Origin of the sequence: Streptomyces mayonensis (assembly GCF_018982965.1) — a bacterium.
In the GTDB taxonomy this organism is placed as follows: domain Bacteria; phylum Actinomycetota; class Actinomycetes; order Streptomycetales; family Streptomycetaceae; genus Streptomyces; species Streptomyces mayonensis.
In genome coordinates, this window is record NZ_JACBYP010000010.1 from 85,828 (window position 1) to 103,820 (window position 17,993).

The following is a 17,993-nucleotide window of genomic DNA, read 5'->3' on the forward strand; positions in this document are numbered from 1 at the left end:
CCGGGGCCGCGGGCACCCGGCGACGGCGGGGAACGGCGGCCGGCGCGGTGCCACGGCGAGGCTGCACGGTGCCACGGAGAGGCGGCATGCGGACAGAGGCGGCACGGACGAGGTGGCCCAGGGAGGTGACGGCGTGCGGCTCGACGAATTCCTGACCCGGGTGCGCGACCGCGGCGAGTACCGCGACGACGACGAGGCCGAACAGGTCAGCAGGGCCGTCCTGTGGGTGATCGCGTCCCGCGTCGCGCCGGAGGAAGCCGCCCGGCTCGCCGCCGACCTGCCGGCGCCCCTGGACGACGCACTGCGCCTCGAACGCGGTCGCCCCGAGTCCTTCGACCGCGAGGAGTTCCTCAGGCGCGTGGCCCGCCAGACCGGTGCGCGGCCGCGCACCGCCCAGTGGGACGCCGGCGCGGTGCTCTCCACCCTCGCCGAGGCGGTCCCCCACGAGCATGTGGACCGGCTCCTGACCCGCCTGCCCACGGGCAGCGCAGAGCTCTTCGGCGAACCGCCCGGGGAGCCGCGCTGAGAGCGGCTGCTCCCGCGCGTTGCGGACGGCGCGAACAGGGCACCCGGCCCCGGTCCGAAGCGAGGGCCACCCGAGGAGGCAGCCATGACGGACGTCGATCAGCGCTACGGCGTCGGAGAGGACAACCCGCTCGGCGGCTACGCGGCGCTCGCGGCGGCCTTCGCGACCGGCACCGGCGTGTTCGCGGCCACGGCGTGGCGGCGTGGGCTGCGGCTGCCCGACACCGTGCCTCCCTGGGACGTCGCCCTGCTGGGCGCGGCGACGTTCAAGGCGTCCCGGCTGCTGACCAAGGACAAGGTCACCAGCTTTCTGCGGGCGCCGTTCACCAGGCGCGAAGGGGAGGGGGAGGGCAGCGAGGTGATGGACGCTCCGCGCGGCAGCGGCCTGCGCCGTGCCGTCGGCGACCTCCTCTCCTGCCCCTTCTGCACCTCCGCCTGGGTGGCAGGCGGCCTCGTCGGCACCTACGCCGTCGCGCCCCGCGCCGGACGGCTGGTGTGTGCGGGGCTCAGCGCTGTCGTGGTGTCGGACTGGCTGCAGTACGCGTGGAGCGCGACGGAGCAGAAGGCGGAGGAATGACCGCCCGGACGGGCGGGGTCAGTCGCGTTCCGCGCGTTCGGCCCGCTCCGCGCGTTCGGCGTGCAGCTTCTTCACCCGGGCCGCCTCCTTGCGGACGTCGGCCTGGACGGCCTGCTCCCGCTCCAGCCACTCGGGACGCTCCTGCTTCAGCGCGTCGATCTGCTCGGTGGTGAGCGGCTCGGCGACCCCGCCCCGGTGCAGCCCGGCGATGGAGACGCCCAGCTTGGCCGCCACGACCGGCCGCGGGTGCGGGCCGTCGCGCCGCAGATCGCGCAGCCACGCGGGCGGGTCGGTCTGGAGCGCGTTCAGCTCGGCGCGCGTGACGACGCCCTCCCGGAACTCGGCGGGTGTGGCCTCGAGGTACACACCCAGCTTCTTCGCCGCGGTCGCGGGCTTCATGGACTGGGTGTTCTGGTGCGACGTCATGAGGTCCAGGGTATCGAGCGTGTGAGCGGCCCCGACCACGCCCGGTAACCTGGCCGGGTGACAGGCTCGCAGGACCACCCCCCGTTCCGGCTCGCGTACGTCCCCGGGGTGACGCCCGACAAATGGGTGCGCATCTGGCACGAGCGGTTGCCGGACGTCCCGCTCTCCCTGAACCAGGTGCCCGCGGCCGGGGCGGGGGAGACCTTGGTGGGCGGCACTGCCGACGCGGGGCTGGTACGGCTGCCCGTCGACCGGACCGTCCTGAGCGCCATCCCTCTCTACACCGAGACCACGGTCGTCGTTGTTCCCAAGGACCACCTCGTCACCGCGGCCGACGAGGTGAGCGTCGAGGACCTGGCCGACGAGATCGTGCTGCATCCCCTGGACGACGTCCTCGGCTGGGCGGAACGACCCCCGGGCCGGCCCGCGTTCGAGCGCCCGGCCACCACCGCCGACGCCGTCGAGCTGGTGGCGGCCGGCATCGGTGTGCTGCTCGTCCCGCTGTCGCTCGCCCGGCTGCACCACCGCAAGGACCTCACCCACCGGACGGTCACGGACGCCCCGCAGTCGGGGGTGGCGCTGTCCTGGAGGGAGGACGCGCACACGGACCGGGTCGAGGACTTGATCGGCATCGTCCGTGGTCGCACCGTCAACAGCACCCGGGGCCGGCGGCAGGAACCGGCGCGTTCGAAGGACGGGCGCGCGGAGGCGGCACCCGCGCGGCGCACACCGGCGTCCGGGAAACAGACCGGAGCAACGCGGTCCGGTGCCGGGGGCAACCGCAGGGGCGGCGGCGGGAGCGGAGGCGGCGGCAAGGGCAGGGGCGGCAGCGACAAGGGCAGGAGCCGGGGCGGCGGGCGCGGCGGCAGGCCACGCCGGCGCTGACCCCGCCCTCGCCTCGCCCCGCGCGTCAGCCGGCGGGCGGAGCCGGTGTGGAAGCCGGTGCCGGCGTCGCCGTGCTGACGTCCAGACCGGGTGGCGCGGTCAGCGAGAGCACCGGCTCGCCCGGCTGCGGAGCCGGCGGCGTGAGCTGGACCTGGGGCAGGTTCGGGGGCGCCGTCTGCTGGAAGTTGACCTGGTCGAAATTGACCAGCCCGGTCTTCTCCAGCACGGTGATGTGGTCGAGGACGGTGTCGTTGGCCTGGTCGGCGAGCTGGCGCACCAGGGAGTTCTTGGTGTTGGCGCGGATGTTGGCGATGGCCGGGAAGATCTGGCCGTGCGTGATCCGCATGATGTTGACCGCCGTGGTGTCGAACTGCTTGCCCGTCGTCCCGTCCACGGTCGACACGAACTGCTGCTGCTGCGGGGACGCGAGATTGGGCAGGGTGATGCCCAGCTCGGGCGCGATCTTGCGGCAGGTCGCGTCCAGCCGGGAATGGCCGACGACCAGGTGCTCACCGGCCTCCTTCATCTCCGGTGTCGTCCCCCGCTCGATGGCCATCAGCCCCAGCGGGTGCTCCCACAGTCCTGCGGCACGCACCTTCACCACGAAGTCCCGGTCCTGTTCGGTGAGCGGCCCGTACCGCGTGTTGGTGACGACCCGGGCCTGGTCACTGCCCGAGTTCTGCACCCCGAGCATGGTCGGGTAGGCGAGCGCGGTGAGGGTGAGGACCAGGGCACCGGCCACGAAGGCGGTCCCTGCCGTGGTGCGCGTGACGCGCATCGTGCCTCCTGGGGCGAGGACATGGTCGGACACCAGGGGGTACGGACACGGACGGCGCTCTGATCACCTCGTTCGGTAAAAACTTCGCCCCGCCGGCGCGGCCGGCCGACCCGGGCGGCCTTGTGGCCGGCCGGCCCGCCCCGACCGTGCGCCAAACGGGCGACCACCGAGTACCGGAGCCGTTCAGCCGGTCCGGTCCGTCCGGGGAGCCCGTTCTGTCCGGGCCGTGCGGGCCGTCCGGGCAGTCCGGTCAGTTCAGTCGAACCGGTCGTTCCGGCCAGTCCGGCCCCCCGGCCCCCGGTCCGTCCGGGCTGTCCGCTCCAGCCACTCGTACGCCGCCCGCGCCGTGAACTCCTCCTGGCCACCGCCCACCAGCAGGTCCGCGGTGGCGAACTCCGGGGCGTCGGCCTGCGCCGCGACGTACGGGATCGCGATGCACCGCATCCCCGCAGCGTGCGCGGCGGCGGCCCCCGGAGGGGCGTCCTCGAGCACCACGCAGTCGGCCGGGTCCGCCCCGAGCCGGCGGGCGGCCTCCAGGAAGACGTCGGGAGCCGGCTTGCCCCGCTCGACCTCGTCGGCCGAGACGACCGTGCGCAACTGTGCCGCGAGGCCGGTGCGTCCGAGGATCGTCGTGATGGCCTCGGGCGACGATCCCGACGCCACCGCCAGCGGGACACCCTCGCCCGCCAGCCGCTCGACGAACTCCCGCATCCGCGGGTAGGCACGGGCCGAGGTGCGGGCGAGATCCAGGTAGTGGCGGTTCTTGACCGCGAGCAGTTCGTCCACCGGCGCCCGCAGGCCGTACCGCCGCTTCCAGTCGGCGACCGTCTCCTGGGTGCTGATACCCACGTACGCCTCGTGGTCGGCCCAGCCGAAGTCCGGGACGCCGTACTCGGCGAGGGTCAGCCGGCCCGCCTCGTAGTAGTGGGGCTCGCTGTCCACGAGCGTTCCGTCGAGATCGAAGATGACCGAGATGCCGCCAAGGGCGCTCATGGTGCTCATGCGTCCAGGATGCCAAGGGTCAACTGCGGGCCGAGCGCCCGATGGACTCCACGAGGGGGAGCAGCCGGTGCGGCACCCGCTCCCGCAGGGCCACCTCGCTGCGGGTGCGGACCACGCCCGGCAGGCTGATCAGCTTCTGGACCACGTCCTCCAGGTGCGCGTTGTCCCGGGCCACGACCCGGGTCAGCAGGTCGCCGCCGCCGGTGATGGAGAACGCCTCGACGATCTCCGGCACGCCCGCCAGCGCCTCGCCCACCTCGTCCAGGTGGCCCTGTGTGACCTCGATGTGCACGAAGGCCAGCACCGGGTGGCCCAGTGCGGCGGGGGAGAGGGAAGGGGCCGTGCCGGTGATCACGCCCGCCCGCTCGAGACGGTCCAGCCGGGCCTGCAGCGTTCCGCGGGCGACCCCGAGGAGACGGGCGTACTCGCGGACGCTGGTGCGCGGCTGCTCCAGCAGCAGCCGCAGGATGCGGGTGTCGAGTGCGTCGACCGGCATGGCTCCGGGACTCCCTTCGTCGCCATTGGCTCTCCTCGTCGGCCATTGGCTCTCCGTCGGCCGTGCCAGGCTCTTGATGACTGTACCAATTGCTCAGTCTCGCAGCTTCCTGTTGAGCCACTGGTGGAATGGATGCTCCCATGGACGGGTCGATGGCGCTGCGGACCCCGCGGCGCCTTTCTCGTGCCGGTCGGTGCGACCGGGCGGGAGCCGGTGGGAACCAGTCCGGTTTTCAGTGAGTGAGGGGGCGGAAGTCAGTGCTGAAGAAGGTGTTCGTGAGCCCGGATCCGGGACGGTCGCGCCTGCGGTTCGCGGCGCGAGCCGTCCTCGGCATCGGGCTGGCCGTCGTCAGCTGCGGGCTGGCCGGCACCTCCCTGGTGGGCGCGATCACCGGCGGGCTCGCGGCCCTGCTCGCGCTGTTCACCGTCACCGACGCCACCGTGCGCGGACAGGCCGTCACCACCGCACTCCTGCCGGTCGTGGGGCTGCCCGTGCTCACCGCCGCCGCCGCGCTGCACGGTCACCCCGTGGCCCGCGACCTCACCTTCCTCGCCGTCGTCGGCGCGGGCGTGTACGCGCGCCGCTGGGGCCCGCGGGGACACAGCCTCGGCGTGTTCGCCTTCATGACCTTCTTCATCGCCCAGTTCCTGCACGCGACCCCGGACCGGCTGCCCGGGATGTACGCCGCGGTCCTGCTGTCGGTGACCGCCGCCGCGACGGTGCGCTTCGGCCTGTGGTGCTACGAGCGCCGCCGGCCCGCCCCGGCCGGCCTCGCACCGCCGGCCGGCACCGGCCTCGCGCGCGTCACCACCCGCCAGGCCGTGCAGGCCACCGCGGGAGCCGGCTTCGCGCTGGTCGTGGGCCAGCTGGTGTCCGGCGAACGCTGGTACTGGGCCGTGGGCGCCACGTGGTGGGTGTTCGTCAACACCACCTCGCGCGGCGAGACCCTGGTACGGGGCTTCCGCCGGGTCCTCGGAACGGCCGTCGGTATCGGCCTCGGTCTCCTCGTCGCCGTCCCGCTGGCCGGGTCCGCCGTCCCGACCGCGGTCCTCGCCGCCGCCTGCGTCTTCGGCATCTTCTACACGGCGGCCGTGTCGTACACCTGGATGATGCTCTGCGTCACCCTGCTCGCCGAGCTGCTCTACGGCCTCCTGGACGTGCTCGGCCCCGGCCTGCTCGCCCTGCGGCTCGCCGAGACCGGTGTCGGGGCCCTCGGTGCCGCACTCGCCGTCCTGCTCGTCCTGCCCGTCACCACCCACGCCGTCACCGACGCCTGGATCCGGAGCGCCCTGCGCTGCGTGCACGCCTGCACCGCCGAGGCCGCCGCACGGCTTGCCGGAAGCCCGGGGGCCGACCCCGGGCCCCGGGTGGCCGAGCTGGAGCAACTCCTGGTCCGGGTACGGCTGTCGGTCGCTCCGCTGGTGCACCCGCTGAGCCCGATGCACGGCCGCAGGCAGCGGGCCCGCCGGGTGCTCGCGCTGCTCGACGACTGCGCCCGGGAGATCCGCGGCCTGGTCGCCGTCGCCACCGACCCAGAGGCGTCGCACGACGCGCGGCTGACCGCCGCATGCCGGCGAGTGGAGCGCGCGGTGGAGGCGCTCACCGGCGGTGGCGCCGTTCCCGCCCTCTCGGGCGGCCCCCGCGTCGGCGAACCGGTCCTGACCCACCTGCACGGACTGGAACGCGCCCTCGCCGAGCTGGCCGCGCCCCTGCGCACGCCCTCCCGCTCGCGACCGGCAGGCGCCTGAGCCGGGTGCTTCCGCCCGCTCCCACGCCACTCGTCCGGTCCAGGCCGTCGGTGATCGACTGCTACCGTCGCTCCGGTCGGCCATCCGGGCCGGCACACGTCGGCGCCCCGGATCTGCGCCGAACGACGCAGAGCCGGGCGCGGGACGAGGCGCAGAAGAACGCGCAGAAGAACGCGCACGCAGAAGAACGCGCGGAACGACGCACAGGGCGAGAGGGGCAGGCAGCGGTGGCGGACGGTGGCAGGCGGCAGCGGCGGGCATTCATCGGGTCGTTCACGGCGGCCGGCGGCCCCGGGATCCTGACCGCGGACGTCGACCCGGACAGCGGCGCCCTCACGGTCGTGAGCGGCACCGACCGTCTGCCCGACCCCTCCTACCTGACCCTGTCGCCCGACGGCGACACCCTGTACGCCGTCAGCGAGACGTCCGAGGGCGCCGTGGCCGCCTACGGGGTGAGCGGCGACAAGCCGGAGCCCACGGGACGCCCGGTCCCCGTCGGCGGCGACGGACCGACCCACCTCGGCCTGTACGACGGGCACGTGCTGACCGCCAACTACGGCTCCGGCACCGTCACCGCCGTACCGGTCCGCGCCGACGGCACCCTCGCCCGGTCCGCGTCAGGCGTCCTCCGGCACACCGGATCCGGCCCGCACGCCCAGCGGCAGCAGGGCCCGCACGCCCACCAGGTGCAGAGCGACCCGAGCGGGCGGTGGGCCGTCAGCGTGGACCTCGGCACCGACTCGGTGCGGGTCTGCACCCTGGTGAACGGCGTGCCGACCGTGCACCGGGAGACCGCCCTGCGTCCCGGCTCGGGTCCGCGGCACCTGGCCTTCCACCCGGACGGCACCCGCGCCTACGTCGTCAACGAACTCGCGCCCACCGTCACGGTCTGCCGGTGGGACGCCGCCGACGGCGTCCTGCGCCCCCTCACCGAGGTCCCGGTGCTCCCGGCGGCACCGGCGGGCGACGCCCACCCGTCCGGCATCGTGGTCTCGCCCGACGGCCGCTTCGTGTGGACCGCCACCCGCGGCGAGGACGTCCTGTCGGTGTTCGCCGTCGAGCCGGACGGACTGCGGCTGTCCGCGACGGTGCCGTGCGGCGGGCACTGGCCGCGGGACATCACGGAGTCGCACGGCTTCCTGTACGCGGCCAACGAGCGCTCGGGGGACGTGACCTGGTTCGCCCTCGACCCGGCCACCGGCACCCCCCATCGCGCCGGCTCCCTCGCCGTCCCGGCAGCCTCCTGCGTCACCTTCACCGGATAGCCGACCGGCCCCGCTGCGGGCAGTCGGCCCGCCGGGGCGGCACGGGGCGCCGGGGACACCACGCCGCGGACACCGCTTCCGGAGGAGGCACCCTGCGAGCACCGGGCTGCCCGGTCCTCCGGCCCACCCCCCCCTCGACCGGCGGCGCCCCGCAACACGGCACCGCCCCGCGGGGTCACCGGGCCGGCGCCCCCTGCGGCTGCTGCGGCGAGATGCCGAGCGCCGTCGTGTACTTGGCCAGCGCGAGCTTTCCGATCGCCGGGTACGGACCGAGCGGCTCGGCGGTGGAGCAGCCCGCCTCCTTGGCCGCCTCCTCCAGCACGGACGCCTCGATCTCCGGGCCGATCAGGTACGGAGCGAGCGCCAGCTGCTGGGAGCCGGAGCCCCGCAGCTGCTCGGCCACGGAAGCGATCGAGCCCTCTTCGTCCAGTGCCGCCGCGATCACCGGCACGGCGAGGCGCGCGGCGAGCAGCATGCCGGTGATCCCGGCCGCCTGCACCGCCTCGTCACCGCCCACGGAGGCCAGGATGATGCCGTCAGCGGCGGTCGCCACGGTGAAGAGGCGGGCGCGGTCGGCGCGGGCCAGCCCGGCCTCGGAGAGCCGCACGTGCAGCGCCTCGGCCAGCAGCGGATGCGGTCCGAGCACGTCGGTCAGCTCGGCCGCGATCTTGCTGTCCATGACGGCCTGCCGGATCCGGCGCAGCAGCGCGTTGTCCGGACCGGCGAGCAGCGGCACGACGACGGCGACGGGGCCGTCGGGCTCCTTCACGTCCATGCCGGCGGCGCGCGCCTGCTCGAAGCGGGCGGTGCGCTCCTCGGCGGCCCGCACGAGCACGGCCGACAGCGACGGGAACTCGTCGTCGTCCCCGTCGAGGTGGCCGATCCGGGCGTCGAGACCGGGCAGCTCGGAGCGGGCGATGCTGATGACCTCGTCGGCGAGGCTCCGGGTGGCGCTGCTGGGCGCCCCCGGCACCGCGAGGACGAGCGCCGGCGCGCCCTCGGGAGCCACCAGGGGTTCGGGACGGCGGTGCCGTCCGGGCTGGCGGGGGCGCGGCATTCGTACTGGCAGGCCGGACGCGGGCCCAGTGGGGGAGCTCATGGCGCCGCATGTTACTGGTTTCCGGGGTTTCCCTCTTCGGGGAGGGGGCAGCTGAGCGTTATCCGTCCGGTTTTGTCTGATGAGTGATGTACGGATCGGCCGACATCGGCACCATTCGCCTCCCCGGCGGACCGGTCCGGACCGCTCCCCGGCCGATTACCGGCCACCGGACGTGGACGTCACCCACAGCATCCTGTCGTCACCCGGAAGGGCGAGCGAACCGGTCGCCAGGGCGGACGCGATCCGGACCGCGCCGTCCAGCGGATCACCCTCCGCGGCCACCCGCCGCGCCCGCGGCAGCCGCTTCGCCAGCTCCTCCTCCAGCGGTACGACGAGGGGGTCGCCCATCTTCAGCAGGCCCCCGGTGACCGAAACCCGGGGCTCGCCCTCGCGCGGGCAGACGGCGGCGGCCGCGTCGGCCATGTGCCGGGCAGCGGCCCGCAGCACCCCGGCGGCGACGGGATCGGCAGCGGCACAGGCGGCCACGTCGGGGGCGAAGGAGGCGAGGACGGCGGGGCGGTCCGGGCGCGGGTAGACCTGCCCGGGCAGCCCGGACGCCGGGCCGAACCGCTCCTCGGCCCGGGCGAGCAGCGGGACAGAGCCGCCCTCCCGCCCGTCGTGGGCCCGCAGCGCCGCCTCGAGACCGGCCCGCCCGATCCATGCGCCGCCGCCGCAGTCGCCCAGCAGATGGCCCCAGCCGTCCGCCCGGCGCCAGCGGGCCAGGTCGGTGCCGACGGCGATCAGACCGGTGCCGGCGGCCACCACCGCTCCGGTCCGCGTACCGAGGGCACCGGCGTAGGCGGTCACGGCGTCGGCGGCCAGCGCGACCCGCAGCGTGCCCAGCTCCCGGGCGAGCGCCCCCGGCAGTTCGGCGCGCAGGGCGTCGCCGAGGGTGACCATCCCGGCGGCCCCGACGACGACGGTACCGAGCCGGGTCACCCCCGTCTCGGCACTCAACTCCGACGCCATGGGGAGCAGTTGCGCCAGCAGATGACCCGGGTCGATGCCCCGCGCCCCGGTACGGACCGGCTCGCTCGACACCCGCCGGCCGAGCGGGCCGCGCCCGCCGTCACCGGCGGTGCCGACGACGACGCGCAGCCCGGAGCCGCCGGAGTCCACGGCCAGGAACCCGGTGCTCACGGCACCTTCGCCGCGTGCGCGGGGGAGCCGGGCCGGCAAGGTGGGCGGCTCACTGGACTCGACCTGCCTCTCTCGTCGCCGTCTCGTTGCGCGACACTCTCTCAGACGGTCCTCACGGACGCCTCCGACGGGACGGACCTCTCGGACGCCTCTCCCGGACGCCTCCCTCAGAGGCACTCTCGGACGGCTCCCCGTACGGGACCGCGGTGGTGCCCCGTCCGTGTGTCGTCCGCCCCTCCGATACGCCAGTAGAGTGGCTGCCCGTGGCACCACGACCTCTCCATGAACTCGTCGAGCCCGGCTGGGCGAAGGCCCTGGAACCGGTGGCCGAACGCGTCGCCTCCATGGGCGGTTTCCTGCGGGCCGAACTCGCGGCCGGCCGTACCTACCTCCCCGAGGGACCGAACGTCCTGCGCGCCTTCCAGCAGCCGTTCGACGACGTGCGCGTCCTCGTCGTCGGCCAGGATCCCTACCCCACGCCCGGGATGGCGATCGGCCTGAGCTTCGCCGTCGCTCCGGAAGTGCGCCGGCTGCCCGGCAGCCTGATCAACATCTTCCAGGAGCTGCAGAGCGACCTCGGCCTGCCCCGCCCGTCCAACGGCGACCTCACCCCGTGGACACGGCAGGGCGTGCTGCTGCTGAACAGAGCCCTGACGACGCGCCCCAACAGCCCCGGCTCGCACCGCGACAAGGGCTGGGAAGAAGTCACCGAGCGCGCGATCCGCGCGCTCGCAGAGCGCGGTACGCCCCTGGTCTCGATCCTGTGGGGCCGGGACGCGCGCAACCTGCGCCCCCACCTCGACCGCTTCCCGGTGATCGAGTCGGCCCACCCCTCCCCGCGTTCGGCGGACCGCGGCTTCTTCGGCTCACGCCCCTTCAGCCGCACCAACGACTTCCTCGCCCGGCAGGGCGCCGCCCCGGTCGACTGGCGCCTGCCGTAGCGGCGGGCCGGCCCGCCCCGCGAGGGACGCGCCGGCCACGCCGTCGTCCGGCGGGTCAGGAACCGGACAACTCCTCACGGACCGTACGGGCCGCGGCCACCAGGTGCTCCAGGGACGACCGGGTCTCGGGCCAGGCGCGGGTCTTGAGGCCGCAGTCGGGGTTGACCCACAGCCGTTCGGCGGGGATGGCCCTCAGGCCTTCACGCAGGAGGTCGGCCACCTCCGCGGCACTCGGCACGCGCGGCGAGTGGATGTCGTAGACGCCGGGCCCGGCCTCGCGCGGGTAGCCGTGGGCGGCCAGTTCTCCGGCGACCTGCATGTGGGAGCGGGCCGCCTCCAGGCTGATGACGTCGGCGTCGAGGTCGTCGATGGCCCGCACGATGTCGCCGAACTCCGCGTAGCACATGTGGGTGTGGATCTGGGTGTCCGGGCGGACGCCCGCCGTGGTGAGCCGGAACGCCTCCGTGGCCCACGCCAGGTATCCGGCCCGTCCGGCGGCCCGCAGGGGCAGGGTCTCGCGGAGCGCCGGCTCGTCGACCTGGATGACGCGGGTGCCGGCCGTCTCCAGGTCGGCCACCTCCTCGCGCAGGGCGAGGGCCACCTGGCGGACGGTGTCGGCGAGGGGCTGGTCGTCACGGACGAAGGACCAGGCGAGCATCGTGACCGGTCCGGTCAGCATCCCCTTGACCGGCCGGTCCGTGAGCGACTGGGCGTACGTGGTCCAGCGGACCGTCATCGGCTCGGGGCGGGAGATGTCGCCGGCCAGGACCGGCGGGCGGACGTAACGCGTGCCGTACGACTGGACCCAGCCGTGCCGGGTGGCGAGGCAGCCGGTGAGCCGTTCGGCGAAGTACTGGACCATGTCGTTGCGTTCGGGCTCGCCGTGCACCAGGACGTCGATCCCGGCCTTCTCCTGGAAGGAGATCACTTCCTGGATCTCCGACCGGATGCGCTCCTCGTAGCCCGCGGTGTCGGTCCGGCCCGCCCGCAGGTCGGCGCGGGCCGTGCGCAGGCCGTCGGTCTGCGGGAAGGAACCGATGGTGGTGGTCGGCAGGACGGGGAGGCCGAGACGGGAGCGCTGGGCGGCGGTCCGTTCGTCGTAGGGCTGGGAGCGGCGCGTGTCGGTGTCCGTGACGGCGGCGGCACGGGCGCGGACGGCCGGGTCGCGGGTGATGGGGGAGTTCTCGCGGGAGGCGAGGGCGGCGCGGTTGGCGGCGAGTTCACCGGCGATGGCGCCGGTGCCCTGGGCGAGGCCCCTGGCGAGCGTGACGACCTCGGAGGTCTTCTGCCGCGCGAAGGCGAGCCAGCGCAGGATCTGCGGGTCGACGTCCCGTTCCGCGGACGCGTCCAGGGGCACGTGCAGCAGCGAGCAGGAGGCTGACACGTCGACGCGGTCGGCCAGACCGAGCAGGGTGCCGAGGGTGGAGAGCGACCTGCCGAGGTCGTTCACCCAGACGTTGCGGCCGTTGACGACACCCGCCACCAGCCGCTTGCCGGGCAGGCCGCCGACGGCGGCCAGCGCGCCCAGGCCGGCGGCGGCGGCCTCGGTGAAGTCCAGTGCCAGCCCCTCCACCGGGGCCTTGGCCAGGACCGGCAGCGCCTCGCCCAGCTCGTCGAAGTAGGAGGCGACGAGCAGCTTCGGCCGGTCGGTGAGGGCACCGAGGTCGCGGTAGGCGCGCGCCGCCGCGTTCAGTTCGGCCGGGCTGCGGTCCTGGACGAGGGCGGGCTCGTCGAGCTGCACCCAGTGGGCGCCGGCCGCGCGCAGGTCCGCGAGGACGTCCGCGTACACCGGGAGCAGCCGGTCCAGCAGGGTGAGCGGGTCGAAGTCCGCGCCCACTCCGGGGGCGGGCTTGGCGAGGAGGAGGTAGGTGACGGGCCCGACCAGGACCGGGCGCGGCGTGAGGCCGAGGGAGAGGGCCTCCGTCAGCTCGGCGACCTGCTGGGCGGAGTCGGCGGAGAACACCGTGTCCGGGCCCAGCTCGGGCACCAGGTAGTGGTAGTTGGTGTCGAACCACTTCGTCATCTCCAGCGGCGCCGCCTCCTGCGTCCCGCGCGCCATCGCGAAGTAGCCGTCCAGCGCGTCGGCGTCGAAGGAGTTCCGGTGCCGGGCGGGAATCGCGCCGACCATGACGGTGGTGTCCAGGACGTGGTCGTAGAGCGAGAAGTCGCCCGTGGGGACCTCGTCGACGCCTGCCTCGGCGAGCTGCTCCCAGTTCGCCCGGCGCAGGCCGCGGGCGGTGGCGCGGAGGGCGCCGGCGTCGACGCGGCCCTTCCAGTAGCCCTCGATCGCCCTCTTCAGTTCCCGGTTCGGCCCCTGGCGGGGGTAGCCGTACACGGTGGCCCCGGCCGCCGCGGAGTTGCTTGTCACGGAGATCTCCTTCGCGAGACGAATCCCTGAGATCCCGGGGACGGGACGAGGGGCGCGAAGGGAACAGACCGGACGGCGGCGGCGCACGGCCGGCCGTCCGATGTGTACGCCGACCCGCCCTCGAGGTCACCGGGATGTCCGCGCACGGACCGTTCCGCGCGCGGGCAGTTGGCAGGTCTTCGGACTCGCGGGCGCGTGCTCGTCGGGAAGCTCGGCCCCGTACTGGTTCGTACGGGGCGTGCACCGAGGAGGACACCTACTGGCCGTCGCTTCCCGGGTCCGGAATGTCGGACCCAGTGCGTATGACGGCGGTCGTTCCCGCTCACCGCTGCGGGGCAGTCCCGGATTCCCACCGGGTTCCCTCTTGCGACGTCCCGCCCGGCTGACGGGACGAACCAGCTGCACCTCCCACCCTACGGGGTGCCGTGGCGTCGCGGCGAGGGAGCCCGGCACCGGGCCGTCGTGCGGAACCGCTCAGCGCAGCGCGGCCACCAGCGCGTCGCTCGCCGAGCACCAGAGCTGCCGGGCCTCGGCGAAACCCTGTTCGCGCAGGGTGTCGAGGTGCCACCGGGTGGAAGTGGGACGGCCGGGCCGTGCGCCGGCGGGCCGGGGCTCGCGCGGGTCGCCGAGGAGGGCGAAGCGGCGGGCCGCCGCTTCGGCGAGGGCGGGGTCGTCGGCGACCAGGGTCCACCAGTCGGCCCAGTCGAGGGCGCCCGCACGGCGCTGCCCCTCCTGGCGTGCTTCGAGCAGGGCCTGCACGGCGGCGTTGAGGCGGGGCGCCGACTCGTCCGTCATGTGGTCGGCGTTGAGGAACACGCCGCCCTCGCGCAGCACTGAGGCGAGGGTGCCGTAGAGACGGCGCAGCGGTTCGGTGTCCAGCCAGTGCAGGGCGGTGGCGGTCACCACGGCGTCGAACGACGTGCGGGGCAGCCGCGCGGTCCAGCCGGGGTCGGTGAGGTCGGCCTCGACGAAGGTGACGCGTTCGTCACCGGCGAAGTGGCCGCGGGCGATGGTCAGCAGGGCCGGATCGATGTCCACGCAGACGGTGCGGGCACCGGGGAGCGCCCGCAGTACCCGGTCGGAGATGCTGGCGGTGCCGCAGGCCAGGTCGAGAACGACCGGGGAGCGGCCCGCCACGGCCTCCACCGCGTCGGTCATGACCCGGAAGCGCTCCTCCCGGTCCGGCATGTACCACTCCTGCTGGCGGTCCCAGCTCGTCTGCCACTGCTGCCAGTCGGATGTCGTCGAGTCGGAGGTGGTGGTCATGGGTGGAGGGGTTCCTTTCGCTGGTCGCTGGGCGGGACGGGTACGGAGGTGGCCGGGCCGGCGGTGCCCAGGTGCCGGGACCGCAGCAGCAGCCGGGTGGTCTCGGAGCGGGGGGCGGCGAGGACGGTGCGGCTGTCGCCGCTCTCCACGACGGCGCCGGTGTCGAGGACGACCAGGTCGTCGGCGAGCCGCTCGACGAGGGCGAGGTCGTGCCCGATCCACAGGACGGCCGTGTCGCTCTCCTCGCGCAGGCGCCTGATCTCGGCGGTCACCAGGCCGGTGCTGACGGCGTCGAGGGCCGTGGTGATCTCGTCGCAGATCAGCACCTCGGGATCGGCGAGCAACGCCCTTGCCAGCGCGGCGCGTTGCAGCTCGCCGCCCGACAGCGACGCCGCGTGCCGCGTCGTCTGCTCCGCGGTGAGCCCGAGTCGCTCCCACAGCAGCCGGGCCCGCCGCTCGGCCTCCGGCGGCGGCAGGCCGCGCAGCCGTACGGCGGTGCGGGCGACCTGTTCCAGGACGGTGCGCCGCTCGTCGAAGGAGCCCCGCACCTCCTGCCACACGTACTGGACGCCCCGGATCTGCCGGGCGGTGCGGCGGCGCAGCACGGGCAGCGGCTCGCCCCGGAACGAGAGGTGCCCCCGGTGGCGTTCGTGCAGTCCGGCGAGGCAGCGGGCCAGGACGGTCTTGCCGCTGCCCGAGGGCCCCACCACGGCGGTGCAGCCACTCTCCCGCACCCGCACCGCCACGTCGTGCAGGACCTCGCCCCGGCGTCCGGCGTGCAGCCACGCCGTCAGGTCCCGCGCCTCCAGCACGGCCCCGGACGACCTCGGGACCGTGGACGCGGCGGGCGGTGGGGGCGGTACCGCGGGAGTCGGGAGCACCTCGGGCGTGGGCCCCGCGGCGGTCACCCGGCCGCGCTCCAGCGTCACCGTCCGGGCGGCCACGGCGCGCACCAGATCGTGGTCGTGGCTGAGCAGCAGCAGGGCGTACCCGTCCGCGGCCAGCCGGGTCAGCAGGTCCGCCAGCCGCAGCCGGGCCACCGTGTCCAGGCCGGTGCTGGGTTCGTCGAGCACGAGGACGCTCGGGCCGCACGCCAGCACCTGGGCGAGCGCCACGCGCTGCCGCTGGCCGCCGGAGAACTGGTGCGGGAAACGGCGCAGGACGCCGGGGTCGTCCGGCAGCCCGGCGGCGCGCAACGCCTCGGCCGCGTGCTCCCGGCCGCGGGCGGCGGACCTTCCCCGGCCCGCGCCGCCCGCGGCGTCCGGCCGGTGCAGACGGGCGAGTTCGGTGAGGACCGGGCCGATCCGCCGGGCGGGGTTGAGGGCATGGGCCGGGTGCTGCGGCATGTACGAGACGACCCGGCCGCGTACGCCCCGAGCAGCCCCCGTCGGCCCCTCCTCGCCCACCACCTCGACACCGGCGACCCGTACCGTGCCGCGCAGCCGTACGCCGGGCGCGGTCTCCCCCAGCAGGGCCAGCGCGGCGGTGGTCTTGCCGCTGCCGGACGGACCCACCAGGGCGGTCACCTCGCCGGCCGGGACGGTGAGGTCGACGCCGTCCAGGAGCCGGGCCGTTCCCGCGTGGGCGGTCAGGCCGCCGACCTCGATCACCGGTTCCACGTCGCCGCCTCCGTCTCCGTCGCTGTCTCGGTCTCCGCCTTGGCCTCCGCCTTCGCCTTCGCCTTCGCCTCCGTGACCTTTCGCGTCCTGAGTTTCTTCCCGGTCCTCCCGCCCTGCCGCCCCGTGTCCGGCAGCAGGCCGTCCGCCAGCAGATTGGCGCCGACGGTGAACATCACCAGCATCAGTGTCGGTGCCAGCACCGCCCACGGCTGCACGAACAGCGCCTCCCGGCTCGCCGCGATCACCACGCCCCAGTCCGGGGAGGTCGGGTCCAGACCGAGGCCGAGGAAGTTGGCGGCGGCCACCGTGAAGACCGCGCCGCCGACCCGGGTGCCCGCGTCGGCGGCGGCGACCGGCAGGACGGCCCGCCCGACATGTCCGAACAGGACACGCGCCCAGGACTCGCCCTGCAACCGCATCGCCTCGGCGACCGGCCCGCCGGCCGCGTCAAGCGCCGCCGCCCGCAACAGGCGGGCCACGGCGGGGACGTTGAGGGCGGCCACCGCCAGCGCCACCGCGACCGGATGCCCGCGCCAGCCCACCCCGACCACGCTGATCACCAGCAGGGAGGGCAGCGGCAGCAGCAGTTCCACCGGCCGCATCAGCAGGTCGTCCAGCCACCGGCTGCGGGAGGCCGCCGCGGCCAGACCGAGCAGGCCGCCCACGGCGACGGCGAGCGCCACCGCGGCGCACGCCACGCCCAGCGCGCTCGCCCCGCCCCGCAGGACCAGCGTCAGCACGTCCCGGCCCAGGGCGTCCGTGCCGAGCGGATGCCCGTCGCCGAGGGCGTAGGGCATGCCGTCGGAAGGGATGCGGGCGTCCGTCACGAGCGGGCCGACGACGGCTGCGGCGACCGGCGGCACCAGGAGCAGCGCCCCCGTCACCCTGCGCCGGGTAGGTCGGACGGTGCTCATCGCAGTACCTCCGTGCGGGGAGCCAGACGGTGGCTGACGAGGTCCGCCGCCAGGTTGAGCAGGCACGCCACCGCGGCCAGGGCCAGGGTCAGTCCCTGCACGGTGGGCACGTCCCGGTTCTGCACGGCCTCCACCAGCGCCGTCGCGGTGCCGGGCACGGCGAAGACCGCCTCGACGACGAGCACACCGCCCAGCAACTGGTCACCGGTGCGGGCCAGTTCCTGAACGCCGGGGACCGCCGCGTTCGGCAGGACGTGCCGCAGCACCAGGCGGGCCGGCGGCACTCCGAGCCGGCGGGCCTGCACCGTGTAGCCGGCGTGCAGGGCCGTGACCGTACCGGCCCGGATCTGCCGGGACAGCACGCACACCGTCCGCGCCAGCAGCACCGCCACCGGCAGCACGAACAACTCCGGCCGCTGCCACCACACGTCGTCCGCGCCCACCCAGGTCGACGGCAGCCAGCCGAGGCGCAGCGCGAAGACCCCCACAAGGAGCAGCGCCAGGACGAAGTCCGGTACCGAGGTCAGCGTCAGTGTCACCGAGGAGACCACCCGGTCGGTGCGGCTGCCCGCCCGCAGCCCGGTCAGCAGCCCGACGGCGACGGCCAGCGGTACGAGCAGTACCAGGGTGACGGCGGCCAGCGCAGCCGTCACCGGGACCGAGGACGACAGCACGCCGCTCACCGGACCGCCGCCGACCAGCGACGTGCCGAGGTCGCCGGTGAGCAGACCGTGCGCCCAGTCGGCGAACCGCTCCACGACCGGCCGGTCCAGGCCCATCTGCTCCCGCAACTGGGCGACCTGGTCGAGTCCTGCCTGCTCGTTGAAGTCGACGGTCGCGGCGTCTCCCGGCAGCAGGTCCGTCAGCAGGAAGACGACGACGCTGAGGACGGCCAGCTGGACGAGCGTCCACCCGCACCGCCGCAGGGCGTAGTGCAGCACCCC

The 17,993-nt window shown here is 74.7% G+C and carries 17 protein-coding genes and 1 riboswitch; of the genes, 6 read left to right on the plus strand and 11 right to left on the minus strand.

Going from position 1 to position 17,993, the window contains the following annotated elements:
* Positions 1-133: 133 nt before the first annotated feature.
* Entirely contained in the window at positions 134-526 is a 393-nt protein-coding gene (locus HZS56_RS05950; protein WP_216719634.1) for a DUF2267 domain-containing protein, read from the plus strand.
* Between the two features lie 84 nt (positions 527-610).
* Entirely contained in the window at positions 611-1,102 is a 492-nt protein-coding gene (locus HZS56_RS05955) for a DUF1360 domain-containing protein (protein ID WP_216719635.1), read from the plus strand.
* A gap of 18 nt (positions 1,103-1,120) precedes the next feature.
* Here the strand turns inward: HZS56_RS05955 and HZS56_RS05960 are convergent, their stop codons facing one another.
* A complete protein-coding gene (locus tag HZS56_RS05960; protein ID WP_216719636.1) occupies positions 1,121-1,528 on the minus strand; it encodes a DUF5997 family protein in 408 nt (135 codons plus the stop codon).
* A gap of 57 nt (positions 1,529-1,585) precedes the next feature.
* On the opposite strand from HZS56_RS05960, the gene HZS56_RS05965 reads away from it, so the two are divergent.
* Positions 1,586-2,413: a LysR family substrate-binding domain-containing protein gene (locus HZS56_RS05965; protein WP_216719637.1), complete on the plus strand. Its 828-nt coding sequence runs from the start codon at positions 1,586-1,588 to the stop codon at positions 2,411-2,413.
* A 25-nt stretch (positions 2,414-2,438) separates the two neighbouring features.
* Here the strand turns inward: HZS56_RS05965 and HZS56_RS05970 are convergent, their stop codons facing one another.
* The 3 genes from HZS56_RS05970 to HZS56_RS05980 all read right to left on the minus strand — a co-directional run bounded on the left by HZS56_RS05970 (position 2,439) and on the right by HZS56_RS05980 (position 4,689).
* Positions 2,439-3,191, minus strand: a complete 753-nt coding sequence (locus HZS56_RS05970) for a DUF4142 domain-containing protein (RefSeq protein WP_216719638.1) — start codon at positions 3,189-3,191, stop codon at positions 2,439-2,441.
* A 255-nt stretch (positions 3,192-3,446) separates the two neighbouring features.
* Complete coding sequence (locus HZS56_RS05975) at positions 3,447-4,184, minus strand: HAD family hydrolase (RefSeq protein WP_216719661.1); 738 nt, start codon at positions 4,182-4,184, stop codon at positions 3,447-3,449.
* 28 nt (positions 4,185-4,212) lie between these two features.
* Positions 4,213-4,689 (minus strand): Lrp/AsnC family transcriptional regulator, encoded by a 477-nt coding sequence (locus tag HZS56_RS05980; protein WP_216719639.1) that lies wholly within the window; start codon positions 4,687-4,689, stop codon positions 4,213-4,215.
* A gap of 257 nt (positions 4,690-4,946) precedes the next feature.
* Between HZS56_RS05980 and HZS56_RS05985 the strand changes: the two genes are divergently transcribed.
* Positions 4,947-6,437, plus strand: coding sequence for an FUSC family protein (locus HZS56_RS05985; RefSeq protein WP_216719640.1), 1,491 nt, complete (start codon positions 4,947-4,949; stop codon positions 6,435-6,437).
* 227 nt (positions 6,438-6,664) lie between these two features.
* The gene (locus tag HZS56_RS05990; RefSeq protein WP_216719641.1) at positions 6,665-7,702 is read left to right on the plus strand and encodes a lactonase family protein; all 1,038 of its coding nucleotides are present in this window, start codon (positions 6,665-6,667) and stop codon (positions 7,700-7,702) included.
* Between the two features lie 175 nt (positions 7,703-7,877).
* On the opposite strand, the gene HZS56_RS05995 is transcribed toward HZS56_RS05990, so the two are convergent.
* Both HZS56_RS05995 and HZS56_RS06000 read right to left on the minus strand, forming a co-directional pair.
* On the minus strand, positions 7,878-8,801 hold the full coding sequence (locus HZS56_RS05995) for a sirohydrochlorin chelatase (RefSeq protein WP_216719642.1): 924 nt from the start codon (positions 8,799-8,801) through the stop codon (positions 7,878-7,880).
* A 156-nt stretch (positions 8,802-8,957) separates the two neighbouring features.
* On the minus strand, positions 8,958-9,941 hold the full coding sequence (locus HZS56_RS06000) for an N-acetylglucosamine kinase (protein WP_216719643.1): 984 nt from the start codon (positions 9,939-9,941) through the stop codon (positions 8,958-8,960).
* 263 nt (positions 9,942-10,204) lie between these two features.
* Here HZS56_RS06000 and HZS56_RS06005 point away from each other — a divergent pair, with 263 nt between their 5' ends.
* Entirely contained in the window at positions 10,205-10,882 is a 678-nt protein-coding gene (locus tag HZS56_RS06005; RefSeq protein ID WP_216719644.1) for a uracil-DNA glycosylase, read from the plus strand.
* Positions 10,883-10,937: 55 nt separating this feature from the next.
* On the opposite strand, the gene metE is transcribed toward HZS56_RS06005, so the two are convergent.
* The 5 genes from metE to HZS56_RS06030 all read right to left on the minus strand — a co-directional run bounded on the left by metE (position 10,938) and on the right by HZS56_RS06030 (position 17,990).
* A complete protein-coding gene (gene metE / locus HZS56_RS06010; RefSeq protein WP_374201085.1) occupies positions 10,938-13,250 on the minus strand; it encodes a 5-methyltetrahydropteroyltriglutamate--homocysteine S-methyltransferase in 2,313 nt (770 codons plus the stop codon).
* 165 nt (positions 13,251-13,415) lie between these two features.
* Positions 13,416-13,652, minus strand: a riboswitch (cobalamin riboswitch).
* Between the two features lie 72 nt (positions 13,653-13,724).
* Positions 13,725-14,516 carry a class I SAM-dependent methyltransferase gene (locus HZS56_RS06015; protein ID WP_216719645.1) on the minus strand — a complete coding sequence of 264 codons (792 nt, stop codon included), beginning with the start codon at positions 14,514-14,516 and terminating at the stop codon, positions 13,725-13,727.
* Complete coding sequence (locus tag HZS56_RS06020) at positions 14,513-16,135, minus strand: ABC transporter ATP-binding protein (protein WP_216719646.1); 1,623 nt, start codon at positions 16,133-16,135, stop codon at positions 14,513-14,515. The genes HZS56_RS06015 and HZS56_RS06020 overlap by 4 nt, the downstream gene beginning before the upstream one ends.
* Entirely contained in the window at positions 16,123-17,049 is a 927-nt protein-coding gene (locus HZS56_RS06025) for an ABC transporter permease subunit (RefSeq protein WP_253913793.1), read from the minus strand. Before HZS56_RS06025 ends, HZS56_RS06020 begins: the two co-directional genes overlap by 13 nt.
* On the minus strand, positions 17,046-17,990 hold the full coding sequence (locus HZS56_RS06030) for an ABC transporter permease (protein WP_216719647.1): 945 nt from the start codon (positions 17,988-17,990) through the stop codon (positions 17,046-17,048). Before HZS56_RS06030 ends, HZS56_RS06025 begins: the two co-directional genes overlap by 4 nt.
* Positions 17,991-17,993: the final 3 nt, after the last annotated feature.